A 25,985-nucleotide genomic window follows, 5' to 3' on the forward strand; every position below is an offset into this window, starting at 1 on the left:
GCCGCGGCGCTGGTCGAGGCGGCGCGCTCGGGCCTGATCGTCGCCCGCGGCGGGCGCTGGCGGTTCTTCCACGACCGCGTGCAGCAGGCCGTCGAGTCGACGCTGGCCGCGGGCGAGCGCGCGACCATCCACCTCGCGCTGGCCCGGCGCCTGCGCGGCGGCGACGCGGTCGACGAGCGCCACCCGAAGCTGTTCGAGATCGCCGACCACTTCAACGCCGCGGCCGGCCGCATCGAGGACGCCAACGAGCGGCGGGCGCTGGCCGACATCGATCTGGCGGCGGCGCGCCAGGCCCGGGCCTCGGGCGCGTTCGCGGCGACCACCACCTACGCGGCCGCCGGCGCCGCCGCGCTGGCCCCGATCGCCGCCGACGCCCCGCAGACCGCGTTCGCGCTCGACCTGCTGCGCGCCGAGGGCCTGTTCCTCACCGGCGATCACGCGGCCGCCGAGGCGATCCTCGGCGCCCTGCTCGAGCGGGCCCGCGAGCCCCGCGAGCGGGCCCTCGCGTCCGAGCTGTGGGCGACGCTCGACCTCCACCTCGGCCGCCTCGAGGCCTGCGTCGACCGCGGCCTCGTCGGCCTGCGCGCGATCGGCTTCGACAGCCCGCGCCGGACCGGCCTGCCCGGGGTGATGGTCGAGTTCATGCGCACCAAGTCGGCGATCGCCGGGCGCTCGCCGGCGCTGCTGGCCGACCTCCCGCCGCTGCGCGACCCGACGGTCAAGCTGGCGCTGCGGATCTACTTCGTCATCATCGGCGCGGTCTACCAGTTCGACATGATGACGATGATGGCGATGACGATGCGCGCGACCCGGCTGTCGCTGCAGCACGGCACGTCGAGCCTGTCGGCCGCGCAGTTCCTGAGCTACGGCATGCTGCTGGCGATCATCCAGCGCGACGCCAAGATCGCCGACGACTACGGCCGCTTCGCGCTCGAGATGCTGGCGCGCTACCCCGACCGCGGCGTCGAGGCGGTGGTCAAGTTCCTGTACGGGGCGATGATCCAGCCGTGGAAGCACGCCTTGACCCGCTCCCTGCCGATCTTGCGCGAGGGCCTGCAGGCCGGGCTCGACTCGGGGCAGCTGCTGTACGCCGGCCTGTGCGCGAGCACGTTGGTCAGCACGCGGCTGCAGGCCGGCAGTCCTTGGAGCAGGTGCGCCAGGACCTCGAGGCCGGGCTCGCGCAGGCCCGCGGGGCGCACGTCAGCAGCGCGGTCACGCACCTGCAGACCAGCGCGGTGGCGTTCACGGCCCTCACCGGCGTGGCCCTCGAGGTCGGGCCCGCCGACGCCGAGCACGCGGCGGACTTCATGGTCACGCTGTCGCGCGCGGTCCAGGGCGAGATGCTGCACTTCCTGTTCGGCCGCATCGACGAGGGCCTGGCCGACAGCGACCGCGCCGAGCCGAGAGCCGCGCGCGAGCTGGGCCAGGCGCCGCTGTACGCCGACCACGTGTTCTTCCGCGCGCTGCTGCTGGCGCGCCGCGGCCCGAGCCCGGGACCTATCGGCGCGCTCCGCCTGCGCCGCGCGCTGCAGTCCGCCGCCGACAAGCTGGCCGCGTGGAGCCGCAGCTGCGCCGCCAACTTCGAGGCCCGCGCCCGCCTCGTGCGCGCCGAGCTGCTCCGCGTCATCGGCGACGGCTCGGCCGCGCTGCAGGGCTACGAGGCCGCGCTGGCGGCCGCGGTCCGGCACGCCCGCCCGCACGACGAGGCGGTCGCCTGCGAGGTCGCGGCCCATCACTTCGCCGGCGCCGGCCTGCGCGACGCCCAGCACGTCTACCTGCGCCGGGCCCGGCGGGCCTACCTGCGCTGGGGCGCGCTGGCCAAGGTGCGCGCGCTCGACCAGAACCACGCCGGCCTCGACCGCCGCGGCCACGACCTCGACCTCGACAGCTCGTTGCCGCCGCCGCGGGCGCCACCGACCTGTCCTCAAGGACATCCAGCTCCGAGCCGACGCTCAGCCGCGCCGGCCAGCACCTCGACTTCGCCACCCTGTTCAAGGCCACGCAGGTGTTCGCCGACGAGCTCGACCTCGGCCGGCTGCTGGCCGCGGTGATGCGCCTGGTCGAGGACAGCGGGGCCGAGCGCGGCGTGCTGCTGCTGGCGCGCGGGGCCGGCCTGGTCGGCGCGCACATGTACGTCGCCGAGGGCGACCGGCACGCGCCGCTCGGCGATGTCCCGCTGGCCGAGCTCGACTTCGTCCCCGCCGCCGTGGTGAGCCTCGCTCACCGCAGCGGCCGCCCGCTCGTCGTCGACGACGCCGAGGACGACCCCCGCTTCGCCGCCGACCCCTACGTCCGCCTGGTCCGCCCGCGCTCGCTGCTGGCCGCCCCGCTGGTCCACGGCGGCGAGCGCCTCGGCGTGCTCTACCTCGAGAACAACCTGGTCGCCGCCGCCTTCAGCCCCGAGCGCAGCGAGACCCTGCGCCTGCTCGCGGTCCAGGCCGCGATCGCCATCGACCGCGCGCTCCTGTTCGGCCGCATGGAGGAGTCCCGCCGCGCCGCCGAGGCCGCCAGCGAGGCCAAGACGCGCTTCCTCGCCAACATGAGCCACGAGCTGCGGACCCCGCTCAACGCGATCCTCGGCTACTGCGAGATGCTGTCCGAAGAGGCCGACGAGCGCGGCTACGACGGCATGGTCGCCGACCTCGACAAGATCCGCCGGGCCGGCGGGCACCTGCTGGCGATCGTGCGCGACATCCTCGACCTCACCAAGATCGAGGCCGGGCGGGTCGAGGCGGCGCGCGAGCCGATCGACCTGGCCTCGCTGCTGCACGACGTCGTCACGATGGCCCTGCCCGACCTGTCGCGCAGCGACAACCGCCTGGTCTGCGACTTCTCGGAGGACCTCGGCGTGATGCTCGGCGACCCGACCCTGGTGCGGCAGATCCTCGTCAACCTGCTCGGCAACGCCGCCAAGTTCACCGCCCACGGCGATGTCACCCTCCGCGCCGCCCGCTTTGAGAAAAAAGTCCGCTTCGTCGTCCAGGACACCGGCATCGGCATGACGCCGAGCGAGCTGGCGACCGCCTTCGAGCCGTTCGTCCAGGCCGACTCGTCGTCGACCCGCCGCTTCGACGGCGTCGGCCTCGGTCTGACGATCTGCCGCCGGCTCGCCGAGGCGATGGGCGGCAGCCTCACCGCCACCAGCGAACCCGGCCGCGGCTCGGCCTTCACGCTCGAGCTGCCGACCGGCTGAATCTTTATTTTTAGAAGAGCCGCCGCTCGGCTCGAGCCTACGCACCTGACCTCGGGGGCATGTGTGCCGTCACGCAGGGGCGCCGGCCTCGGCCTCAGCATGGCGGTTCGGACATGTCCTCAAAACCATATTTCTCTCGCTCGCATCGCCGGGCTTGCGGGCCGCGGCGGTGCTGCCTTCGGACACGACGCGCCGACGGCCGAGCGGCCGGCGCCTCTGACATGTCCCCGAGGACATATCGTTTTCAGCGTCGTGGCGGGCGGACGGGTGCGCCCGGTTGTCCGCGTGCGATCACCGTCACCGCGAGCGCGCGCGGCCGCGAGGGTCTTTGGGGCGCGCAAGATCCGAACGGACCTGCCTTATTCGCGGCATCGGTGCTTCCCCCACGCTCGGATGCCACCTGCGGCGATGTCGACATGCCCGAAGAGACATGTGACGCCGCGCGCATTCGCGCCCGCGGCTGCCGGTCGCGGCCGTTCGAGGGGGTCTTCGGTGGCCGGGCCGCCCGCCTGTCCTTCAGGACATCCGCGCACCGCGGCCCACCGAGGCCGCTGCGAGCCCCGGTGCGCGCGCGTCCGCGGGCTCCGCCGCACATGTCCCCGAGGACATCCCGTCTCTCGCGGCGGGCGCAGCGTGCTCGACGGTCCGGCGCTCGCCATCTGTCCTCGAGGCCATCCACGAAGCGCGGCGAGCAGCGCGCTCAGCCCCACGACGTCGTCGAGAACAACGTTTATTCGCCGAAATGCCAACAGGCGCACGCGGGGCGCGATCCTCATTGGATCGCCCCCGCGCACATCAGGCTGGTTCACTCTCTCTATCGACGAACGAGCTAAATCAGGCAGAGGCCCCTGGGGGCGTGTCCGATGGCACAATCGAGATCACACAGCCAGCGAGGTGTTCGCGGCCATGGGGCTGCGGAGGGCGTCGCCGAGGCGGGCGGCGACCTCGTTGTCGGGCAGGTCGAGCCAGTCATGGGAGATCTCGGCGTGCACGCGGGCGTAGGCGCGCGGCGACAGCGCCTTGCGCAGATCGCCCAGGGCGCGCGGCGGAGCGACCAGGATCACCCGCTGGGCCCTGCGGTCGCCCACCCCGCGGTCGACGAACGCGGCGACCTGGCCGCTGAACTCGGTCTCCGCCTTGTCGTGCGGGTTGGTGCGCGGCTCGAACGCGTGGCGGGCGGCGGCGCCCGCGAAGCCGCGTGAGCGGCCGGGTCGGTCTTCACCGACCTCGTGGTTGAGCTCCCGACCGCTGGTGAATCCGTCGCCGAACGGACGGGTCAGCGCGGCGCCGGGTGCCTCCTGCACCAGGATCCGGCCGCGCGAGCCGTCCACGAGCACGATCCATGTCGGAGTATAGGGCTTCATGGCCGAACCCTGATCGCGGTAGTCCCGTGCGGCCACTGGAAAAATCCAAGCTGAGCGGTGGCGCACCACCGCAGCGGAGGCCCCGACATCCTGGTGAATGCAGCCGGCGGGCGCCCACCGGCGAAGCGGCCTCTACGGGGTTCAGGAGGGCCTCTGCACCCTTGCTACACGGTTTTCACGGACCTCACCGGAGTTCCGTGGATTGACGAAGCGTTCAGCATAATGTACGCCTGATGGGCCGAGGAAACCGATGAGCGCTGCCCTGCCGCACGTCCCGCTGTCCCTCTTGAGCCCCTCGCCCGCCCCGGTGGCGCTGCGCCTCGACGGCGTCACCAAGCGCCACGGCGCCGGCGGCGACGCGGTCGTCGCGCTCGACACCATGTCGTTCACGGTGAAGAAGGGCGAGTTCGTGTGCGTGGTCGGGGCCTCGGGCTGCGGCAAGTCGACCATGCTGAACCTGGTGGCCGGGCTCGACACGCCCTCGGCCGGCAAGGTCACGGTGGCCGGCGAGCGCCCCGCGCTGATGTTCCAGGAGTCGGCGCTGTTCCCCTGGCTGAGCGTCGAGGAGAACGTCGCCTTTCCGCTGCAGATGCAAGGGCTGTCGCGCAAGGCCCGGACCGAGCGGGTGGCCGAGCTGCTGCGGCTCGTCCACCTCGAGAAGTTCGCCCGCCGGCGCCCGCACGAGCTGTCGGGCGGCATGAAGCAGCGGGTCGCCCTCGCCCGCGCCCTGGCCCAGCAGGCCGAGCTGCTGCTGATGGACGAGCCGTTCGCCGCCCTCGACGCCATGATGCGCGACCACCTCCACAGCGAGCTCGAGGCGCTGTGGCAGAAGACCGGCCTGACCGTCGTGTTCGTCACCCACAACGTCCGCGAGGCCGTGCGCCTCGGCGACCGCGTCCTCCTCCTGTCCTCGCGGCCAGGTCGCCTCGTCGCCGAGTACCAGGTCGACCTCGACCGCCCGCGCCGCATCGAGTCGCCCGAGGTCGCCCGCATGGCCCGCACGATCACCGACCACCTGCTCGAGGCCGCCCGTGCCGCAGCGTGAGCTCGCCGGCGACGCCTCGCCCGCGCGCCCGCACCTGCACGCCGTCCCGGGCGGCGAGCGCGATGCCGGCAGTCCCGAGGGACATGTCCTGATCGACATGCCCGAACGGCAAGACGCCGAGGACCCCCTGCGCGCCGGCCTGCGCGCCGTCGCCGAGGCCGAGGACCCGGCCCCGGCCGTCGAGCGCGAGCCGTCCGCCGGCGACAGGCCCGGCCGCGTGCGCGCGCTGTGGACGGCCGCCTGGCCCAAGCTGGCCGCCGCCGCGATGGCCCTGGCCCTGTGGGAACTGGTGGTGCTCAGCGGCTGGCGGCCGGAGTACGTGCTCCCGGGCCCGGGCGCGGTGCTCGCCCGCCTGTGGACCGACCTGCTGGCCGGCGACATCGGCGTGGCCGCGGCGATCACGATGAAGCGGGCGCTGCTCGGCTACGCGATCGCCATGGTCGCCGGCGTGAGCCTCGGCCTGGTGCTGGCGCGGGTGAAGGTCCTGCGCACGGCGGCCGGCTCGCTGCTCACCGGCCTGCAGACGATGCCGAGCGTGGCGTGGTTCCCGCTGGCGATCTTGCTGTTCCAGCTCAGCGAGGCGGCGATCCTCGCGGTCGTGGTGCTCGGCGCGGCGCCGTCGATCGCCATCGGCCTGCTCACCAGCACCGACCAGGTCCCGCCGCTGCTCGTGCGCGCCGGCAAGGTCATGGGCGCGCGGGGCTTCGCGCTCTACCGCCACATCATCATCCCCGCCGCCCTCCCGGGCTTCGTCGCCGGCCTCAAGCAGGGCTGGGCGTTCGCCTGGCGCAGCCTCATGGCCGGCGAGCTGCTCGTCATCATCGGCCACGCGCCCTCGATCGGCGTGCGCCTGCAGTTCTCGCGCGAGCTCAGCGACGCCGAGGGCCTGCTCGCCTGGATGCTCGTCGTCATGGTCCTGGGCGTCCTCGTCGACAGCCTGGTGTTCGGCGCGCTCGAGCGGAAGATCCGCGAGGGCCGCGGCCTCACCGCCGAGCACGCCTGATCGTCAAATCCGCGTCGGCCGCGGCGGATCCGGGCGCGAGGACCTCGCGCCCGCGGAGGTCGACGGGAGCGGCGCTCCGTCAATCCGGCTCGCGCATGTCGATCCAGCTCCCCTCGACCCACCCCAGGCCGCTGCGCGCCCGGTAGATCTCGTCCCACACGCGGACGAAGAAGCGCGCCGCCTGCTCGCTGTCGTCGAAGCGATACACGCCGAAGTTCGAATCGAAGACCGCGTAACCGTCGTGTCTGCGGAAGAGCGCCACCGCGTGCCCGGATACGCCGCGGCCGCCGCCGCTCAGGCGGATCATCAGCCCGGGATGGTCCGGGTGCTCGAGGGCCGTCTGCAGCGCCAGCGCGATGCGCCTGGGGCTGCTCTCGTAGTTGTAAAAATGAAACGCCGTGCTCGCCTGCAGCCGCGACATTTCGGGCCGCGCGTCCTTGTGGCCGGAGATCCATTCGATGAGCGTCTGCGTCGACTTGCGCCCCTCGCTGTTCTGCTTGTTGTACAGCCCTTGCATCCCGGCCAGCTTCCACATGGAAGTGACGCGGTTCATCGGCCGCTTGTAGTGCGGATCGTTGTAGTCCCGGCGCCCGCGATGCATGCGGGCCAGCCAATCGAGCGACAGGGTCAGGCAGATCCCCGGCGACTGCCCGAAGCGCAGGCGGACGAGCGGGCGCGCCAACTCCTTCCCCTGCGAGAAGACGTAATCGAGGCGCCGGCGGAATTCCTGCTGCAACCGCCGCCCGCTGGCCTTTGCCTCGCTGTCGGGGACGGGCCGCCAGTCTGCGGACCCATGATTGGAGACGACGTCCGAGAGGTCGGAGAACCGAGCGGCGCCGTCAGGCCTCGCTGCCGGGCCGCTGTTGTTATTGGGATCGGTCCGCCCGCCCGGATAGCTGCTCGTGGTCGTCGTCGTCGTCGTCGTCGTCGTGCTCGTCGTCGTCGTGCTCGTCGTCGTCGTCGTCGGCGCGCCGCCTGAATGGAAGATCCTGGGGGTTGCCCGCCGCCGCTGCCGATCGTCTGTCCCATGCTCCATCCGCCGGGCGAGCCGCCCGGCGAGGAGACGATGAGCGAGACGGGGGGAGGCGGGTTGCTGTCGATCCACTCGTCGATCGGCGTCTGCTCGTCCGCCGAGCCGTCGACCTCGTATTCCTCGCTCCGGCGCGCTGGCGGAGATGCGCTGGTCAATCCCGGGTGCCTGCCGAGATCGTCCTGCTCGATGCGCTCCTCCGGGCGATCGACCTCGCCTGCCTCCTCCGAGGGGTGCGACGAATCGACATCGCTCTCGTGCGTGGGGTCCCCTCCCGTGAGCCCTTGCCTGCGCCGCGGCATCAGCCCCTCCGTCTCCAGTTTCAGGCTAGTCTGCGGCCCACTGGCCGTCAATTCGCCGTCTACGGGCGTTCGAGCGCCTGTCTTGGCTCCCGGCCGCCCGGCCGTGGGACTGGATGTCCGAAGAGACAGCTATCAGCGTTCGCTCTTGTGCCCTTTCGAGCCCCCGCATTCGCGTCGGCGTCGGCGACACATGCCATTTCTCTTCGGAAATGCCGGGACCTGCCGCCGGCACCCGAACGCGCGTCGTTGCGCTCGCGCGCCCCCGCGAGCGCCGGGGGCCCTCGTGCGACGCGCCTCTCCGCCCGTTCACACCGCGATGCCGAGCATCACCGAGTGATTCACGGCGGTGCTGACCACGCGGATGGCCAGGCCGGACATCATCGCCAGGTCGCCGGCGACGTCGACCATGTCTTCGTCGCCCGGGTCGATGTACCAGGTCGCGCGGACCGTGGCTCCGCGGTTGGCCCATTTCTTCAATCGTCGCAATAGGGCGAGCAGCGCGGCCGGGTCGCCGCGCTGAAGAACGTCAGGCGCAGTTCGAACACCACCGACGCGGGCGGCGAGGCGATCAGCGTGTCGAGCCAGAGGATCAGCGGCGCATAGAACTGCGCGGCCTCTTCGGGGTGGCTCTCGCCCTCGAGGCGTAGAAGCCCCAGTTCGCCGTCGAAATCCACGCCTGGAGTGGGATAGCTGCCGGCCTGTGCAGGCAAGTAAAGGCGTTCCGCGACCAAGAGACCCCTCCTTCGCGCCACGATCACCGAAAGGCCAGCTCTGGGCAAGAGCCCCCAACCGTGGGGCCCCCTGAGATCCAGTTCCACGGAACCCCTCGTCCGCATGCGCAGGTCCGCGCGCAGGCCCGCGAGCCGCGGGCTGGGGAGCGACGGTGTACCTTTGGCATGGACTCAGGAGTACGCGATGAGCGACGAGCGGACGTATCTCGAGCTGTCCGAAGAGGGCGGCGGCTCGCACAAGTTTTACGAGGTCATCGTCAGCGGCAAGCAGGTAAGCATCCGCTACGGGCGGATCGGCGACGCCGGACAGGCCCAGAGCAAGAGCTACGCGACCCCTGCCGAGGCCCAGAAGGAGGCGCAGAAAGCCATCCAGGGCAAGATCAAAAGGGCTACGCCGCGGCGGTCCAGGGCGTCCGCAAGAAGCGCGCGGTGACCGAGCGGCCGGTCACCACCAGCCGGGCGGCCAAGGCCGGCACCACCCGCGCCCCGGTGCTCTGGCGCTACGACAGCGGTGACCGCGCCTTCGGCGTCTTCGTCGACGACGAGCTGTGCTGGGTCGGCGACGACGACGGCCAGATCTCCGCGCTCGACCACGAGGGCAAGGTCGTGCGGCGCATGAAGGTCCCCGAGGGTGTCATGAGCCTCGTGCGCGACGGCCAGTGGCTCTACTGCGGCTGCCAGGACGGCAAGGTCTACGACCTCTCCGGCGCCCAGCCCTTCGAGGCCTACGAGATCAGCGAAGACGTCAACATCCTGTGGCTCGACATCCACGACGGCTCGCTCGCGGTCAGCAGCAACGACGGCCAGGTCACCGTCCTCGACCACGACTGCGACAAGCTGTGGGCCAAGAAGAGCTACACGAGCGGCGGCTGGATGGTCCGCTGCGACGGCGCCGGCATCTACCACGGCCACGCCGACGGCGTCACCGCCTACGACTGGACCGGCAAGAAGCTGTGGGCCAAGAAGACCGAGGGCAGCGTCCTGTTCGGCTGGCAGGAGGACACCGAGGTCTACGCCGGCACCACCAGCGACCACGTCGAAGTGTTTTCAAAAGCCGGCGTACCTGGTCGACGCTACAAGTGCGACGACAGCGTGTTCTCGTGCGCCGCCGCGCCCGGCGGCAAGTACGTGTTCGCCGGCGACAACGCCTCCTCGGTGTATTGCTTCGACCGCGCCGGCACCCGCCTGTGGAAGCTCGACACCACCTGCGGCTCCGCGCTGTCGATGCAGTACCACGCCGACAAGCTCTACATCGTCACCGGCGACGGCGCCTTCGCCTGCATCGACGTCAGCGAGGCCGCGATCGCCCAGGCGCGCGAGGGCAAGGTGCCCGACCTCAAGCTCGTCAAGGCCGAGCGCAGCGTCCAGGTCGCCACCGTCGGCCAGGCCCTGCCGCAGGCCGCCGCCGGGGCCGCGGGCGTGCTCGTCGAGTGCGTCGAGGAGGGCGGCAAGGTGCGCGTGCGGCCGCTGTCGCCGGGCTTCAACGAGGACTTCAACGTCCAGTTCCCGCGCGACATCCGCACGCCGGGCACGCGCTACCTCGTCGACGGCCTCGAGCTGTCGGGCAGCGGCGGCTTCTACCGCGTGCGCGGGCAGATCCGCCTCGCCCCCACGGCCGCCGGCGAGGCGGCCGGACCGGTCGTCGCCAAGAAGGCCGCCAAGAAGGTCGCCTCGGCCGCGCCGGCCAAGAAGGTCACCAAGGCCGCGCCGGCCAAGAAGACCGCCAAGAAAGTCCGCGCCTGAGCGGACGCGGGGTCGCGGCCGCGGGTGATCGAGACCGGCCGCGTCCCTCGGGCGTCCGCGTCCGGACGATCGCCCGTCGCCCGCGCTCTGGGGACATGTCCTGAAGGACACTTCATTCTCGGCTCACGCCCGCGCTCGCGCGTGCGCTCGCGCCGGGCCGGCGCCGGGCGCGGCGGTTCGTCCGCGCGGACGCCCCGCTATACTCGCCGCGCAGTGGCGGTCGTCGGCTACATCTTGCTGTGCCTCATCTGGGGTTCGACCTGGCTGGCGATCAAGCTCGGCCTCGACGCCGGCATGCCGCCGCTGCTGGGCGCCTCGCTGCGGTTCGCCATCGCGGCCGCGCTGCTCCTCCCGGCCGCGCGGATCATGGCCCCCGCCTCCTTCCGCGACCGCACCGCCTGGCGCCTCGCGCTCCTCGTCGGCCTGCTCAGCTTCGGCTTCGGCTACGGCGCCACCTACGTCGCGGCGATGTGGATCCCCTCGAGCCTCGGCTCGCTGACCTTCGGCTTCTTCCCGTTCTGGGTCGCCGTCCTCGCCCACTTCCTCCTCGGCGAGCGGCTCACCCTCGCCAAGCTGCTCGCCATCGTCCTCGGCTTCTCCGGCCTCGCCCTGCTGTCCTACGGCAGCCTGCGCGAGCTCGGACCCGACACCGCGCTCGGCGTCGCCATCGTCACCTGCTCCGTGCTCGTGCAGGGCTACCCGCAGGTCATGATCAAGCGCGACGGCAAGGACGTGCCCACGGTGTTCCTCAGCGGCGCCGGCATGCTCGTCGGCAGCCTCGTCCTGCTCGTGGTCGCCGGCATCGCCGGCGAGTGGTCGCGCCCGTTCCCCTGGAACTCCACCGTCGTGCTCTCCATCGCCTACCTCGCGCTGATGGGCTCGATCGTCACCTTCATGATCTACTACGGCCTCCTCAAGCGATTGAGCGCCACCCTCATGGCCCTCGTCGCCCTCATCACGCCGCCGATCGCCGTCGTCCTCGGCAGCATCTACCGCAGCGAGCAACTGGGTACGCTCACCCTCACCGGCGGCGCGATCGTCCTCACCGGCGTCGGTCTGTTCCAGCTCGAGGAGCGCCGCGTCGCCCGCCTGCGCCGCCGCGCCTGACGAGCTCGCTAGCGCCGCGCAGCGGCCCTGGCCCATCGACTGGCCGTCCGCGAACCCAGCCCCTTCGACGCGAGGCCTCCGGTCCACGCGCTCGCGACCGGCGTCCCCTCGCGCCTCGCTCCGCGCTACGCTGGCGCGCGCCATGCCGACGATCGCCGCCGAGCTCGAGATCGCCGCTCCCCAGGCCGACCTGTTCGCGCTGGCTCAGGACTACGACCTGCGCCTGCGCTGGGACCCCTTTAAGAGAGATGAGGTTCCGCGGCGGCGCCGGCGAGGCGGCCGTCGGCGTGCGCGTATGGGTCCGCGCGCGCAACGGTCTGGCGATGGAGGTCGAGTACATCACGGTGAAGGCGCCCGAGCAGGTCGCCATGAAGATGACCGATGGGCCATGGCTCTTCAGACAGTTCTCGGGCGCATGGCTATTTGAACCGCTGGCCGCGGACCGCACCCGCGTGGTGTTCCGCTACAACTTCGCCACCCGCCCGCGGCTCACCGCCCCGGTGGTCGAGCCGATCGTCGCCCGCGTCCTGACCCGCGACATGCGCCTGCGCCTCGCGGGCCTGAAGCGCAGCGCCGAGACCACCGACATCCTCGCCGAGCTGCGCGCGCCGGGTCGCGCCGCCGCGGTGAAGCCATCGAGCCATCTGTCTCTCAAGACAGTCACGTAGCGCGCGATCGCGTACGCCGCCTCCTGGAGCCCCTGGCAGCGAGCTTCGTCGCCCGACTCGCGCCGACGCGACCTGTCTGATGAGACATGAAGAGACGAGCTCGCTCTCGAAACAGCGTACTCATCGGCCTCACCGCGCTCGCACACGATCGCCGAGAGCCCCCGGGCCGTCTCGCCATAAGGCGAGCGCCCGCATCGGAGACGCGATACAGTGAAGATCTATGGAATCTTCCGCCTATCGCAGCCTCGCCTTCTTGTTCTCGCTCGGGACCTTACCGATCGCCTGCGGCCCCAAGGACGCCGACACGACCGACGGCAGCGCCGGCGGCACCGACCCGACCCGCGGCACCACCGACGGCACGCCGGCCACGCCCACCGACGGCATGAGCTCCGGGCCGGCCACCGCCGGCACCACCGACGGCAGCACCGGCGCCACTGATTCCGTCGGCACCACCGACCCGGGCGGCACGACCGGCGCCGGCGGCCCCTGCCAGTCGTACGTCGACTATTACCTCCGCTGCGACCCCGACGCCGCGGGCCTCGAGGACCAGTTCTACGCCCAGTGCACGACGCTCCGGCGCCAGCTCGAAGCCTTCTACGGCCCGACCTGCCTCGTCTTGCACGACGCCGCCTTCGAATGCATGGAGACCGCGGAATGTCAGGACGGGCCGGTCTGCGGCGCCGAGACGGACATCGCCTACGCCTGCCTGCCGGAGGCCGGCGCCAGCTGTATCGCCTACAGCGCCAAGGAGGCCGAGTGTTACGGCCAGCCAGTGCCCGAATACGCCGCCGGTACCTGTCAGGTGTATGTCAACAGTCAAATCTACTACGCCGGCCCGGCGTGCGGCGAGGCGCTCGAGGAGTATTATGCTTGCCTGACCGAATTGCCGTGCCCCGAATTCGAGATGGGCAGCGGCTGCGACGTCCAGGAGGCGGGGCTCGCCATGGCCTGCGGCGGCGGCCGGTGACGCCGCGCGGGTGAAGCTGCGGGCCGCACGAGCGCTGCGTCGCCTTCGCCGCCACTCGCTCGCCTCGCGGTCGCCACCGCGCCGAGCCCCTCGACGTCCTCGGATCGGCCCCGCGGCCGGCAGTCGCCGCTCCGGAGCGAGCCGCACGACCGAGCTCTTCAGTCATGCACCCTACGGGCTAAAAACCGTGATTCATCTTCATTGTCGCCCGGCGACCCCGCGCGAGCCCGTGCGGCTGCACCGGCGCTCGGCCCCGTGGACGCGATACATTGCGCCTCCTATGGAGTCCTCGGCTTACCGCAGCCTCGCCTTCCTGTTCTCGCTCGGGACCCTGCCGCTCGCCTGCAACCCGAAGGGCGGCGGCAACACCACGGACGACACTGACGGCACCACCGACCCGACCGGCGGTACCACCAGCACGACCGACGGCGCCACCGACGGCACCTCGAGCGCGACGACCACGACCACCGGCGAGCCCACCACTGGGCCCACCACCAGCACCGGCGAGACGGCCGGCGCCGAGACGGCCTGCGCGGGCTATGTCGCCTACAGCCTCAAGTGCTCCCCCGAATCGATGAGCACGGAGGCCGAGCTGTACGCCTATTGCGCGATGACCCGCACCCGCGTCGCGGCGATCTTCGGCCCCACTTGCCTCGCCCTGCAGGACGCCCTCTACGACTGCCTGGGGGCCAGCCCGTGCGAGCAGGAGGACCTGTGCGCCGACGAGTTCGCCGCGTCCGGGCAGTGCTACCCCGAACCGAGCGCGGGCTGCGTCGCCTTCGCCGCCAAGCAGGAGGAGTGCTACGGCATGCCGCTGCCCGCCTACGCCGGCATGTGCCAGTACGGCGTCAACATCTACTCCTACTATATGGGCCCCCCTGCGGTTCGGCCCTGGAGGAGTGGTACGCCTGCCTCGTCGACCTGCCGTGCCCGGAGTTCGAGATGCAGACCGGCTGCGACGACCTGAGGGCCGCGGTCGACCTCGCCTGCGAGGGCGGGTGAGGCGGCGGCGCGGTCGACGGTCGACCTATCCTTGAGAGCATGTCCTCATGGACATGCCCCCTCAGACCATGCCCGAATGCGGCGGCTCCTTCACCGGCGCGGGCACCTGCGCGACCGTGCGCGGCGGCGGGTCGCGGCGGGCGATCACCACGTAGAACACCGGCACCATGGCGATGCCGAGGAACGTACCGGTGGTGACGCCGCCGAGCACCGCCACGCCGATGGCGTTCTGCGCCCCGGCGCCGGCGCCGGCCGACAGCGCGAGCGGCAGCACGCCGAGGCCGAACGCCAGCGAGGTCATCAAGATCGGTCGCAGGCGCTCGCGGGCGGCCTCGAGCGCGGCCTCGACCCCGCTCTTGCCGTGCTCGCGCAGCTCCTTGGCGAACTCGACGATGAGGATCGCGTTCTTGGCCGACAGGCCGATCGTCGTCAGCAGGCCGACCTGGAAGTAGACGTCGTTGGCGAACCCGAACAGCAGCGTCGTCGACACCGCGCCGCCGACCCCGAGCGGGACGCCGAGGAGCACGGCGATCGGGATCGACCAGCTCTCGTACAGCGCGGCGAGGCACAGGAACACCACCAGGAGCGACAACGCGTACAGCATCATCGCCCCGGCGCCCGACATCCGCTCCTCGTACGACAGGCCCGACCACTCGTGGCCGATGCCGGTCGGCATCTGCGTCATCAGGCGCTCGAGCGTGGCCATCGCGTCGCCCGAGCTGAAGCCCGGCGCCGCCTCGCCCTGGATGAGGATCGTCGGGTAGCCGCCGAAGCGGTCGAGCTTGGGCGAGCCGTAGGTCCAGTTGCCGCTGGCGAACGCCGAGAAGGGCACCATCTCGCCGTTCCTGTTGCGCACGTACCAGCGGCTGATGTCGTCGGGCTGCATGCGGTACGGCGCGTCGCCTTGCATGTACACCCGCTTGGTGCGCCCGAGGTCGAGGAAGTCGTTGACGTAGACCCCGCCCCAGGTCGCGGCCAGCGTCGCGTTGATGTCGGACAGGGCGACGCCGAGCGCCGCCGCCTTCTCGCGGTCGACGTCGATCTTGTACTGCGGCGTGTCGTCGAGCCCGCCCTGGCGCACCTTCGTCAGCGACGGCTCCTTCATCGCCAGGTCGAGCAGCTGGTCGCGCGCCGCCATCAAGGCCTCGTGCCCGAGCCCCGCGCGGTCCTGCAGCTGCAGCTGGAAGCCGGTCGCGTTGCCGAGCTCGGAGATCGCCGGCGGCACGAACGCGAACACCGTCGCCTCCTTGATCTTGCTGAACGCCATCGAGGCCCGCCGCGACACCGCGCTGGCCTTCAGCTCCGGCTTCTCGCGCTCCTTCCAGTCGCGCAGGCGGATGAACGCGAGGCCCGAGTTCTGGCCGCGGCCGCTGAAGCCGAAGCCGGAGATCGACAGCACCGACTCGACCGCGTCGCCCTCCTGCTGCAGGAAGTAGTCGCTGAGCTGGGCCATGATCACGCGCGTGCGCTCCATCGTCGAGCCCGGCGGCAGCAGCACCTGCACCGTGATCGAGCCCTGGTCCTCCTCCGGCAAGAAGCCGGTCGGCATGCGCATGAAGCCGAGCCCGACCCCGGCCGTCAGGGCCAGGAACCCCAGCATGGCCGTCTTGCGCCAGCGCAGCAGCCAGGCCAGGCCGCGGTGGTAGAGCGAGCTGGTGCGCTCGTAGCCGCGGTTGAACATGCCGAAGAAGCCGCGCGTGGCCGGCCCGTGCCCGGGCTTCAGCAGCGTCGCGCACAGGGCCGGCGTCAGCGTCAGCGCCACCGCGACCGACAGCGCCATCGAGGACACGATGGTGATCGAGAACTGACGATAGATGGTGCCGACCGAGCCGGCGAAGAACGCCATCGGGATGAACACCGTCGCCAGCACCAGCGCGATGCCGATCAGCGCCCCGGTGATCTGGTCCATCGACCGCCGCGTCGCCTCGCGCGGCTCGAGGCCGGTGTCGTGCATGATGCGCTCGACGTTCTCGACCACCACGATCGCGTCGTCGACCAAAAGGCCGATCGCCAGCACCATGCCGAACATCGTCAGGGTGTTGATGCTGTAGCCGAACGCCGCCAGCACCGCGAACGTGCCCATCAGCACCACCGGCACCGCGAGCGTCGGGATCAGCGTCGCGCGGAAGCTCTGCAGGAACAGGTACATCACCGCGAACACCAGCACGATCGCCTCGGCCAGCGTCTTGATGACCTCCTTGATCGAGATCTTCACGAACGGGGTGGTGTCGACCGGATAGACCGTCTTGAGCCCTGGCGGGAAGAAGGCCTCGAGCTCGCCGAGGCGGGCCCGGATCGCGTCGGCGGTGTTGAGCGCGTTGGCACCCACCGCCAGGCGGATGCCCATCGCCGCCGTCGGCTTGCCGTTGTAAAGCCTCGACGTCGAAGCTCTCGCCCGCGAGCTCGACGCGGGCCACGTCGCGCAGCCGCACCTGCGAGCCGTCGGGGTTGACGCGCAGGAAGATCGCCCCGAACTCCTCCGCCGTCTGCAGGCGCGTCTGCGCCGTGATCGTCGCGTTGAGCTGCTGGCCCTTGACCTGCGGCAGGCCGCCGAACTGCCCGGCCGACACCTGCGCGTTCTGGGCCTGGATCGCCGCGCTCACGTCGAGCGGCGTCATCTTGTACGAGATGAGCTTGTCGGGGTTCAGCCAGATCCGCATCGCGTACTGCGAGCCGAACGCCTGCACGTCGCCGACGCCGGGGACGCGGCTGATCGGGTCCTGCAGCGCCGACACCACGTAGTCGGCGATGTCGTTGCGGGTCATGCTGCCGTCCATCGACACGAAGCCGGCGATCAGCAGGAAGTTGCTGGCCGACTTGACGACGCGCACGCCCTGGCGCTGGACCTCCTGCGGCAGCTGCGGCATCGCCAGCTGCAGCTTGTTCTGCACCTGCACCTGGGCGATGTCGGGATCGGTGCCCGGCTCGAAGGTCAGGGTGAGCTGGGCCGAGCCGGTCGCGTCGCTCGACGACGACACGAAGCGCAGCCCGTCGAGGCCGACCATGCGCTGCTCGATGACCTGCGTGACGGTGTCCTCGAGCGTCTTGGCCGAGCCGCCCGGGTAGCTCGCGCTCACCGAGATCGTCGGCGGCGCGATCGCGGGGTACTGCGCGATCGGCAAGGACACGATCGCCAGCCCGCCGACGAGCACGACGAGGATCGCCAGGACGATGGCGAAGATCGGCCGATCGATGAAGAACCTGGACACGCGCGACTCCTATTGCTTGGCGGCGGACCCGACCGCGGCCTTGCCCTCGCTCGCAGGGGCCGGCGTCGCGGCGCCCTCGCTCGCGGCGGCCGGCGTCGCGGGTTGCTCGCCCGCCGCCTTGCCCTCGCCGGCCGGCGTCGCGGCCTTGGCCTCGCTCGCGGGATCGTTCTTCGGATCGGTCGACCCGGCCACCGCCTCGGGCGGCGCGCCGCCGGGGCCCGCGTTGTCTTCGGGCGGCGCGGCCACGGTCGTGACCTGCGCGCCCGGGCGGATCTTCTGCAGCCCGTCGACGATCACTTGCTCGCCGGCGAACAGCCCCGACGTCACGCGCCAGGCGTTGCCGACCACGCGGTCGGCGACCAGCTTGCGCCGCTCGACCTTGTTCTCGGCGCCGACCACCATCGCCCACGCCTGCCCGCGGGTGTCGCGGGTCACCGCGCGCTGCGGCACCAGCAGGGCGGCCGGGTCCTCGCCCTGGTCGATGCGGGCCCGCACGAACATCCCCGGCAGCAGCTCTCCGCGCGGGTTGGGGAACACCGCGCGCAGCACCACCGAGCCGGTCCCGGGCTCCACCGTGACGTCGGTGAACTCGAGCGTGCCCGTCTCGCTGTACTTGCTGCCGTCCTCGAGCAGCAGCGTCACCGTCGTCGCCGCTCCGGCCGGGCGCAGCGTGTCGCTCTCGAGCTCGCGGCGCAGCCGCTGCAGCTCGGTCGTCGACTGCGTCACGTCGACGTAGACCTTGTCCATCTGCTGGATGGTCGCCATCAGCGTCGCCGGCGACGCCTGCACGTAGGCGCCCTCGGTCACCACGGAGCGACCGATCCGCCCGCTCACCGGCGCGGTCACGGTCGTGTAGCCGAGGTTGATCTTGGCCGTCTGCACCGCCGCCTTGCCGGCCGCGATGTCGGCCTCGACCGACCGCAGCGTCGCCGTCGAGCGCTCCGCCGTCTCGGCGCTGACCGCCCCGGCGACGCTCATCAATTCCTCGTCGCGCTTGGCGATGTCCTGCGCCGAGGCGAACCCCGACTGGGCCCGCCGCAGGCTGGCCTGGGCCGACTTCAGGCTGGCCTCGTACGGCGCCGCCTCGATGCGGTACAGCGCCTGGCCCTCCTTCACGTCGCTGCCCTCTTCGAACAGCCGCTTCTCGACGACCCCGCTGACCCGCGCTCGCACCTCGGCGACGCGCAGCGCCGAGACCCGCCCCGGCAGCTCGCGGGTCAGGGTCACGGGGGTGGGGGCCAGCGTCAGCACGGCGACCTCGACCGGCCCCGGGGCCGACTTCGGGGCCGCTGCCGACCCGGGCGAGCCGCAGGCCACGAGCGCGAGCAAGACCAGGGGGAAGAGCCGGGACGCGAGCATGGAGCGAATTGCGCGGCGTCGGCCGCGACCTTCCAAACAATGCTCTGCGGGTGCTTGACGGTCAAGACTGTACCGTTCAGTTTAATCGTGTTCGATGACTCACCCCGACAAGTCGGCGCGCCCGTGCGGTTTGGAGCACTCCCCAAGCGGCGCCAGATCCTGGCCGGCGCACGCGAAGTGTTCGCGGAGATGGGCTTCGAGCGGGCCAGCGTCGACCAGGTCGCATCCCGCGCAGGCGTGTCGAAGGCGACCGTCTACAACCACTTCAACGACAAGAAGACGCTGTTCGTCGCCTGTTTCTCCGAGGAGGCCGACGAGCTGCGCGACGCACTTCGCTGCAACTGCTGCGCAGCGAACCGGACGGAGAGATCGCCCCGGCGCTCCAGGCGGTCGGCGAGCACCTGGTGTCGCTGTTCCTCGCACCCGCGATCGTCGCCCTCTACCGCAACACCTCGGCCGAGATCGATCGCTTCCCCGAGCTCGGCGCGCTGCTGTTCGAGCGCGGCCCCGCGGCGATGCACGCGGCGATGGCCGAGTACCTGCGCCGCTGGCACGACCTCGGCGCCCTGAACCTCCCCGACGTCCACGCCGCCGGGGTCCAGTTCTTCCTCCTGTGCAAGGGCGACCTCGCGGTCCGCTCGCAGTTCGGCGTCCTCCCCGACCCGCTCGAGCCGGCGATCGTCGCCACCGTCCAGCGCGCCGTCCACGTGTTCCTCGCCGCCTACGGCGCGGCCCAGCCGACCGCCACGCCGGAACACCAGGCATGACCCAAGAGCAATGTCCATAAGGACATTGCCCAAAGTACATCCTCATGACATGTCTCTGAGGACCTGTCCGCGAGGACATCGCTCCTCGTGACGGCCTCGGCGCCTCACGGCAGCAGCACCAGCTTGCCCGTCAGCCGCCCGCCCCGACTGCGCTCGAGCGCCCGCTCCGCCTGCGTCAGCGGCAGCGTCGCCTCGACGCGGACCTTCACCGCCCCGCTCGCCACCGCCGCGACCACCGCCTCGAGCCGCGGCCGCGTCGGCCGTCCGAGCACGCTCTTCGAAGCGAACGGCGGCACCAGCACGTTCAGCGTCTCGCCGACCGACTCGTTGGCGATCATCACGTGCCGCCCGCTCCGCTCGAGCAGCGCGCGGCAAGCCGCCCCCGCGTAGCCGCCGGCGCAATCGACCACCAGGTGAAACGGCCCGTGCGCCCGCGCCTGGGCCAGCGGATCGCCCTGCGTGTAGTCGATCACCGCCGCGGCCCCGAGCGAGCGCACCAGCTCGACGTTCCGCGTCGAACACACCCCGACCGCGCTGCCGCCGACGTACCGCGCGAACTGGACCGCGAGCTGGCCGACCCCGCCGGAGGCCCCGAGCACCAGCGCCCGCTGGCCCGCCTGCAGCCGCCCGACCTCGCTCACGCACATGTACGCGGTCACGCCCGCGACCGGCAGCGCCCCCGCGACGATCATGTCGAAGTCGGCGGGCAACACCGCCACCTGGTCGTCGCGGACCACCACGGCGTCGGCGTAGCTGCCGCGCTGCTTGCGGGCGAAGTTGGTCCCGCCGACCACGCGATCGCCGACTTGCACCCGCGCCCCCTCGCCGACCGCAGTCACCACCCCGGCGAAGTCGACCCCGAACACCACCGGCGGCCGCGGCCCGACGAGCCGCGCCGCCAGCCGCAGCGGCCCGCGCGTGCGCATCTTCCAGTCGACCGGATTGACCCCGATCGCCTGCACCTGCACCACCAGCTTCGCGCCGCGGCGCCGGCGTCGGCAGCTCCATCAGCTCCAGCGGCTCGTCCTGCGCCCAGCTCCGCTGCGCCATCGCCCGCATCAGCGACCTCCCGTCACGACCCGGCGGCCGCGCGGTGCTCGGCGATCCGCTCGTGCGCCCGCCGCACCGCCGTGAGCGCCGCCTCCATGCGCACGGAGGGCGGCCGCTCGTCGCGGGTCTCGCTGAGGATCCGCCTGAACTCGCGCGCCCCCGGCTGGCCGGTGAACAGCCCCAGCACGTGCCGCAGCACCGCCGAGGCCTTGCGCCGCGGGTACGCCCGCAGGTGCGCGTCGGCGTGCTCGGCGTAGCGGCGGGCCACCTCGAAGCGGCTCGGCGGCGCCTCGGTCTCGCCGAAGAACCGGCGGTCGACCTCGGCGAAGCAGTACGGATCTTCATAGGCCGCGCGGCCGATCATCACCGCGTCGACCCCCGCGCGCATGTGCTCGGCCGCCGCGTCGAGCGAGCGCACCCCGCCGTTGATCTCGACGACCAGCCCCGGCCGCTCGGCCTTGAGCCGGTACACCTCGGGGTAGCGCAGCGGCGGCACCGTGCGGTTCTCCTTGGGCGACAGTCCGGCGAGGATGGCGATCCGCGCGTGCACCGTGAAGCGGTCGCAGCCCTCCGCCGCCACCGCGTCGACGAACTCGAGCATGTCCTCGTAGCGCTCGCGCCCGTCGACGCCGATCCGGTGCTTCACCGTCACCGGCAGCGACACCGCCGCCCGCATCGCCGCCACGCACGCGGCCACGCGGCTCGGCTGTCTCATCAGACATGCCCCGAAGTTCCCGCCCTGCACGCGGTCGCTGGGGCAGCCGACGTTGAGGTTGACCTCGTCGTAGCCCATGCCCTCGGCGATCCGCGCGCACTCGGCCAGCGCCTGCGGGTCGTCGCCGCCGAGCTGGAGCGCCAGCGGCCCCTCCGACGGGTCGAAGCCGAGCACGATCTCTCGCTCCCCGTGCAGCGCCGCGCCCGTCGTCACCATCTCCGTGTAGAGCAGCGCCCGCCGGCTGATCTGGCGCACCAGCCAGCGGAAGTGGCGGTCGGTCCACTCCATCATCGGCGCCACGCTGAGCGCGCGCACGAGGCCTCGCCTGCTCGACACCGGGGTGGGATGACCGATCGCGCCGGCCGCGTCAACCCCTCACGGGGACGTGCAGCCCTGCAGCAGCACGTCCGGCGGCGCCGACAGCGTCACCGACGCCTCGGCGCGCAGCTCCATGTCGCCCGCGAGCACGGTCACGAGCACCTTCGCCGGCTTGCCGTCGAGCTGCCCCGGCTCGCTCACGCCCTCGGGCAGGTACACCGGCGCGACCCCGATGAGCCCGGCCCACGGGTTGTCGCAGCCGATGTGATAGTCGACCTCGTCGCTGAAGAAGTGGTGCTCGCTGTCCAGCTCATAGCCCTCGACATCGACCTCGACCGTGAGCCGCACCTGGTCGGCGTGCGGGTCCCAGCCGCCCAGCGACGGGTAGAGCCCGAACATCCACCGCCCCTCGCTGCACTCGATCGGCCACTGTGCGCCGTCGGTCAGCAGCTCGCCGCCGACGATGTACAGCGACAGGAACGGCGCCCCGGCCGCGGCCTGAAAGCCGTGGCAGTAGCTCACCGCCACCTCCGTCGTCGCCCCGGTCGCCGAGCCCGTCGCGCCGAGCGTCGTGCTCGTCCCGTCGCCGGCCGTCGCCTCGACGCCGTCCGTCATCACCGCCGAGTCCGTCGCGGGCGCGGTCCCTCCGCCGCTCTCGTAGTTGCACCCGGCCGCCGCGACGGCCAACCACGGGATCAGGACGATGTGCCGCATGCAGGCAAGGGTAGCGCGATCGCGCAGGCCGCCAGTGACGCCGCGCTCACGCCGGCAGCGGGCCGGCCGCCGCGCCTGGATGACATGTCCCGCGTGACATGTCCCAAGAACCATTGATATGACCGCCTCGAAGGCCCGATGCGGTCACCTGCCCGATCCGCCAGATCGCGCCTGCGCGCGCATCCGCGCCCCGGCGAGCGCGCCTGCGCGCGTGGCGTCGCCGGCTCGTTCGAGGCAGCATGCAGGCCTCACGGGGGAGCGGGCGGTGGCCAAGGGCATCACGACAGTCGAGGTCGACGGCGAGAGCATCGAGGTCACGCACCCGAACAAGCTGCTCTATCCTGACGAGCAGATCGGCAAGGGCGACCTCGTCACCTACTACCGCGACGTCGCCCCCTTCATGGTCCCGCACCTGACCGGCCGGCCGCTGACCCTGCACTGCTTCCCGTCCGGCATCGCCGCCCGCGGCTACTTTCAAAAGCCGCGCAGGAGCACTTCCCGGCCTACGTCCACCGCCTCACCCTCGCCAGCCACAGCGGCGAGACCGTCTACGCCGTGGCCGACAACGCGCCCGCGCTGGTCTTCCTCGCCAGCCAGAACTGCCTGGTGTTCCACACCTGTCACGTCCACCGCGACAGCCTCGACCGGCCGGACATGGTGATCATCGACCTCGACCCGAGCGACGACGACTTCGCCAAGGTCCGCCACGGCGCTCGCCTGCTGCGCGACCTGTTCCCGGCGCTCGGCCTGGTCCCGTTCGTCAAGACCACCGGCTCGCGCGGCCTCCACGTGGTCGCGCCGATCCACCGCGAGCTCGACTGCGACGGCGTCAGCGAGTTCGCCCGCAAGGTCGCGCAGTACCTGGTCGCCACCGACCCCGCGCGCTTCACCATGGACATCAACAAGAAGAAGCGCGGCGACCGGGTGTTCGTCGACTACCTGCGCAACGGCCAGGCCCAGACCACCGTCGCCCCGTACAGCGCTCGCGCCCTCCCTGCGCCCCCGTGGCCGTCCCGATCGGCTGGGACGAGCTCGACGACCCCGAGCTCGACGCCCGCCGCTGGCACGTCCGCAACGTCCGCGAGCGCCTGTGGGACGTCGGCGACCTGTGGCGCGACATCCACAGCCACGCCCGCTCGCTCGCCGACGCCGGCGAGACTCTGGCGAATCTATGATCGCCGCAGATGTCCCTCGGGACATCGTGCGGATCTCGGAGCGCGACGTCCGGAGGCGCCGCAAGCTCGCCGGCTCCGCGCGAGCGTCGCTCGGGACATCTCATGAGCCGGGCGGCTCGCCGGCGTCCGATTCGACGCGCGCCTCCCCGAGAATTGCCGAGACCCCGCCGGGGCGAGGTCTCGTGCGCTCCACGGAGCGACCTGTCCTGCGGGACAGCTAGTCTTTCTTCTTCGCGTCGGCCTCGGCCTTGAGCTGCTTGAGCAGCTTCTCGCCGTCGTCGATCGCGTCGTCCTCGGCCGTGCGCTGGTCGCCGGCGAGGACGGCCGTGTTGACCTTGATGTTCTCGAAGCGGGCGAGCATCTGGAACAGGGCCAGGCGCGACGCCGGCGCGGGGCCTTCGGTGTCGAACTCGTCGTTCTTGGCCGGGATCTTGATGTCCCCGGCGGCCCCGTCGACGACGCACTTGTGGGCGACCTTGAGGGCCGCCTCGGAGTCCTTGACCTTCGACGGCACCCCGCTCAGCAGCGGGAACTCGTCGTTGAAGCTGTAAAGCATCGTCTCGAGCGCCGCCGACCCGCCGCAGCTGGCGTACAGCGGGTCGTACTTGTCGGGCACCGTGGCGGTGCCGATGTCGACCTGGCCGTCCGGGCCGCGCTTGGCGAAGTCGGTGCCGGCGGTCGACAGCAGCTGGAAGTCGGTGAGCAGCTGGCGGAACAGGAACGAGTGGAGGAACGCCCGCTTGAGCTCGTTGCCGCCGAGCTTCTTGCTGAACACGAACACGAGGTCGTTGTAGCCGCCGCCGAGGTCCTCGCGGAAGAAGCCGTAGCCGAGCTTCTTGTCGATCGCCACGCCCTTGGCCCGCTCGGGCACCAGCTTCGAGCCCTCGATCGCCCACAGCGTGTGCGCCTCGCCGAGGAAGTCGACGCGGTCGCGCAGCTCCTTGTAGTTGGTGAGCATCGTCAGCAGCTTCTCGTCCTTCTCGATCGCCTCGGCCCAGGCCTTGAACGGCGCGTCGACCGACTCCTTGAACGGCTTCGGCGGCACCTCCTCCTGGCCGAAGTCCTTGGCGATCTTCTTCAGCACGCTGCGGAACGGCTCGTCCTGGCCGACCAGGCGGCGGGCGTACATCTTGACGCCCAGCCACTTCTTCCAGATGTCCTGCTTGCCCTCGGTGTACTCCTTGCGCATCGCCTCGGCCGTGCTCTTGGCGTCGCCCGACAGCTCGCCGAGCGCCTTGTCGGCCTCGGGCGAGCCGAAGAAGCTGAGCAGCTTGAGGTGGGGGTACGCGTCGAGCACCTTCGCCTTGGTGTCGTCGCCGAAGCTGTACTTGAGCTTCTCGACCTGCAGCGCGAACTCCTTGCGCGCGTTCTTGCGGAACGTCCACGCGTCGGCCTCGGCCACCCCGAGGATGATCGCCCGCGCCTTGTCGGCCTTGGTGAGGCCCTTCTTGACCGTCACCACCGCCAGCACGCCCGGCTGCAGCACGTAGTTGCGGCCGTCGGTCGGCTCGACGTCGCCCTCGGTCACGTCGGGCAGGCGCTCGGTGTTCGAGTAGATCTGGGTCAGCAGCGGCCGCAGCGCCTCCCGCATCTCGTCCGGCGGGATCTCCGGGATCGGGACGCCCTTGTCGTCCTTGCGGCCCGCCTTCGCGTACTCCATCTCCCGCTCGAGCATCTCCTGGCGGCCCTCGCCGCAGGCGGGAAGCGCGCCCGCGACCAGCGCGAACGAGAGGAGCGTGAGGGTGGTGGCGTGGGTTCGTCGCATGCGTTCTCCGTGCTCCGGCCGACTTCGTGCGGCTGCGGCAAACTGCCGCATCGCCACGGTAGGGGAAGGTCGCCGTCGCTGTCAAACACCGCCCTGCCGCCCATTCTCACCTGGCCACGCTGCGTGGGTGAAGGATTTCACTTTACTTGCCACCGCCACGTCGCGACTCGCGTGGAGGCCTTCGGACGGCGCGCTGCATCGCCCGCGAACGCGGCAGCAATGGCAGCACCCGAGCCGCTGCGACGAGCGACGAACTCGCGGCTGCGTGGCCTGCCGCACCCGACCGTGCAGGGCCGCAGACTTGACCCGCACGGGCCAGCGCACCATCCTACCCGAACGTCAACTTTGGGAGCCCTGATGTCTGCAGCCACCGAGACCGCGCCCGCGACGCCGACCCAGCACGAAGCCCACGACCCGCAGATGACGGGCGCCCTCGAGGTCACCGAGACCGCCGCCGCGAAGATCCGCGAGATCCGCGAGACCGAGGCGATCGAGAGCACCTACGCCCTGCGCGTCAAGGTCATGGGCGGCGGCTGCGCCGGCTTTCAATACGACCTCTACTTCGACGAGCCCGTCGAAGGCGACAACCACTTCGAGAGTCAGGGCGTCAAGCTCGTCTGCGATCAGATGAGCTTCATGTACCTGATGGGCACCAGCATCGACTACGTCGAGGGCCTGCAGGGCGCGGGGTTCAAGTTCAACAACCCCAACACCACCGGCTCCTGCGGCTGCGGCAGCTCGTTCTCCGTCTAGCGCGG

19 protein-coding genes and 4 pseudogenes are annotated in these 25,985 nt (G+C 71.3%); 13 read left to right on the forward strand and 10 right to left on the reverse strand.

The window, feature by feature from the left end; translation table 11 throughout:
• Positions 1-1,097: 1,097 nt before the first annotated feature.
• Together OV079_RS34210 and OV079_RS34215 are read left to right on the forward strand one after the other, a co-directional pair.
• A complete protein-coding gene (locus OV079_RS34210; protein ID WP_267773527.1) occupies positions 1,098-2,051 on the forward strand; it encodes a hypothetical protein in 954 nt (317 codons plus the stop codon).
• Complete coding sequence (locus OV079_RS34215) at positions 2,006-3,193, forward strand: GAF domain-containing sensor histidine kinase (protein ID WP_267773529.1); 1,188 nt, start codon at positions 2,006-2,008, stop codon at positions 3,191-3,193. The genes OV079_RS34210 and OV079_RS34215 overlap by 46 nt, the downstream gene beginning before the upstream one ends.
• Positions 3,194-4,071: 878 nt before the next feature.
• Here OV079_RS34215 and OV079_RS34220 read toward each other — a convergent pair.
• Entirely contained in the window at positions 4,072-4,557 is a 486-nt protein-coding gene (locus tag OV079_RS34220; RefSeq protein WP_267773531.1) for a host attachment protein, read from the reverse strand.
• Between the two features lie 250 nt (positions 4,558-4,807).
• On the opposite strand from OV079_RS34220, the gene OV079_RS34225 reads away from it, so the two are divergent.
• On the forward strand, positions 4,808-5,602 hold the full coding sequence (locus OV079_RS34225; RefSeq protein ID WP_267773533.1) for an ABC transporter ATP-binding protein: 795 nt from the start codon (positions 4,808-4,810) through the stop codon (positions 5,600-5,602).
• Entirely contained in the window at positions 5,589-6,605 is a 1,017-nt protein-coding gene (locus OV079_RS56450) for an ABC transporter permease (protein WP_267773536.1), read from the forward strand. The genes OV079_RS34225 and OV079_RS56450 overlap by 14 nt, the downstream gene beginning before the upstream one ends.
• Positions 6,606-6,684: 79 nt before the next feature.
• Here OV079_RS56450 and OV079_RS34235 read toward each other — a convergent pair whose 3' ends face one another.
• The 3 genes from OV079_RS34235 to OV079_RS56455 all read right to left on the reverse strand — a co-directional run bounded on the left by OV079_RS34235 (position 6,685) and on the right by OV079_RS56455 (position 8,611).
• A complete protein-coding gene (locus OV079_RS34235) occupies positions 6,685-7,641 on the reverse strand; it encodes a YopT-type cysteine protease domain-containing protein (RefSeq protein ID WP_267773539.1) in 957 nt (318 codons plus the stop codon).
• Between the two features lie 602 nt (positions 7,642-8,243).
• Positions 8,244-8,423, reverse strand: a complete 180-nt coding sequence (locus OV079_RS34240; protein ID WP_267773542.1) for a hypothetical protein — start codon at positions 8,421-8,423, stop codon at positions 8,244-8,246.
• On the reverse strand, positions 8,411-8,611 hold the full coding sequence (locus OV079_RS56455) for a SiaC family regulatory phosphoprotein (RefSeq protein WP_267773545.1): 201 nt from the start codon (positions 8,609-8,611) through the stop codon (positions 8,411-8,413). The genes OV079_RS34240 and OV079_RS56455 overlap by 13 nt, the downstream gene beginning before the upstream one ends.
• A 241-nt stretch (positions 8,612-8,852) precedes the next feature.
• Between OV079_RS56455 and OV079_RS34255 the strand changes: the two are divergent.
• The 5 genes and pseudogenes from OV079_RS34255 to OV079_RS34275 all read left to right on the forward strand — a co-directional run.
• Positions 8,853-10,270: pseudogene (locus tag OV079_RS34255) on the forward strand (WGR domain-containing protein); the annotation flags it as partial.
• A 354-nt stretch (positions 10,271-10,624) separates the two neighbouring features.
• Complete coding sequence (locus OV079_RS34260) at positions 10,625-11,518, forward strand: DMT family transporter (RefSeq protein WP_267773549.1); 894 nt, start codon at positions 10,625-10,627, stop codon at positions 11,516-11,518.
• Between the two features lie 248 nt (positions 11,519-11,766).
• Positions 11,767-12,186, forward strand: coding sequence for an SRPBCC family protein (locus tag OV079_RS34265; protein WP_267773551.1), 420 nt, complete (start codon positions 11,767-11,769; stop codon positions 12,184-12,186).
• Between the two features lie 220 nt (positions 12,187-12,406).
• Positions 12,407-13,153 carry a hypothetical protein gene (locus OV079_RS34270; RefSeq protein ID WP_267773553.1) on the forward strand — a complete coding sequence of 249 codons (747 nt, stop codon included), beginning with the start codon at positions 12,407-12,409 and terminating at the stop codon, positions 13,151-13,153.
• A gap of 280 nt (positions 13,154-13,433) precedes the next feature.
• Complete coding sequence (locus OV079_RS34275) at positions 13,434-14,120, forward strand: hypothetical protein (protein ID WP_267773554.1); 687 nt, start codon at positions 13,434-13,436, stop codon at positions 14,118-14,120.
• Between the two features lie 96 nt (positions 14,121-14,216).
• Here the strand turns inward: OV079_RS34275 and OV079_RS34280 are convergent.
• Both OV079_RS34280 and OV079_RS34285 read right to left on the reverse strand, forming a co-directional pair.
• Positions 14,217-17,364: pseudogene (locus tag OV079_RS34280) on the reverse strand (efflux RND transporter permease subunit).
• Positions 17,365-17,373: 9 nt separating this feature from the next.
• A complete protein-coding gene (locus OV079_RS34285) occupies positions 17,374-18,723 on the reverse strand; it encodes an efflux RND transporter periplasmic adaptor subunit (protein ID WP_267773555.1) in 1,350 nt (449 codons plus the stop codon).
• A gap of 189 nt (positions 18,724-18,912) precedes the next feature.
• Between OV079_RS34285 and OV079_RS59105 the strand changes: the two are divergent.
• Together OV079_RS59105 and OV079_RS34290 are read left to right on the forward strand one after the other, a co-directional pair.
• Positions 18,913-18,960 (forward strand): annotated as a pseudogene (locus tag OV079_RS59105) (hypothetical protein); the annotation flags it as partial.
• Positions 18,961-19,127: 167 nt separating this feature from the next.
• Positions 19,128-19,490: a TetR/AcrR family transcriptional regulator C-terminal domain-containing protein gene (locus OV079_RS34290; protein WP_267773556.1), complete on the forward strand. Its 363-nt coding sequence runs from the start codon at positions 19,128-19,130 to the stop codon at positions 19,488-19,490.
• A gap of 104 nt (positions 19,491-19,594) precedes the next feature.
• On the opposite strand, the gene OV079_RS34295 is transcribed toward OV079_RS34290, so the two are convergent.
• From OV079_RS34295 to OV079_RS34305, 3 genes are all read right to left on the reverse strand, one after another.
• Positions 19,595-20,461, reverse strand: a complete 867-nt coding sequence (locus tag OV079_RS34295; protein WP_267773557.1) for an NAD(P)-dependent alcohol dehydrogenase — start codon at positions 20,459-20,461, stop codon at positions 19,595-19,597.
• Between the two features lie 101 nt (positions 20,462-20,562).
• Entirely contained in the window at positions 20,563-21,591 is a 1,029-nt protein-coding gene (gene dusA / locus OV079_RS34300) for a tRNA dihydrouridine(20/20a) synthase DusA (RefSeq protein WP_267773558.1), read from the reverse strand.
• Between the two features lie 39 nt (positions 21,592-21,630).
• Entirely contained in the window at positions 21,631-22,287 is a 657-nt protein-coding gene (locus tag OV079_RS34305) for a hypothetical protein (protein WP_267773559.1), read from the reverse strand.
• A gap of 400 nt (positions 22,288-22,687) precedes the next feature.
• On the opposite strand from OV079_RS34305, the pseudogene ligD reads away from it, so the two are divergent.
• Positions 22,688-23,568 (forward strand): annotated as a pseudogene (gene ligD / locus OV079_RS34315) (non-homologous end-joining DNA ligase LigD).
• A gap of 111 nt (positions 23,569-23,679) precedes the next feature.
• Here the strand turns inward: ligD and OV079_RS34320 are convergent.
• Positions 23,680-25,227: a hypothetical protein gene (locus tag OV079_RS34320; RefSeq protein WP_267773563.1), complete on the reverse strand. Its 1,548-nt coding sequence runs from the start codon at positions 25,225-25,227 to the stop codon at positions 23,680-23,682.
• 357 nt (positions 25,228-25,584) lie between these two features.
• Between OV079_RS34320 and erpA the strand changes: the two genes are divergently transcribed.
• On the forward strand, positions 25,585-25,980 hold the full coding sequence (gene erpA / locus OV079_RS34325; protein ID WP_267773565.1) for an iron-sulfur cluster insertion protein ErpA: 396 nt from the start codon (positions 25,585-25,587) through the stop codon (positions 25,978-25,980).
• The last annotated feature ends 5 nt before the right edge of the window (positions 25,981-25,985 follow it).

The organism is Nannocystis pusilla, from assembly GCF_026626665.1.
GTDB classification, from domain to species: domain Bacteria; phylum Myxococcota_A; class Polyangia; order Nannocystales; family Nannocystaceae; genus Nannocystis; species Nannocystis pusilla.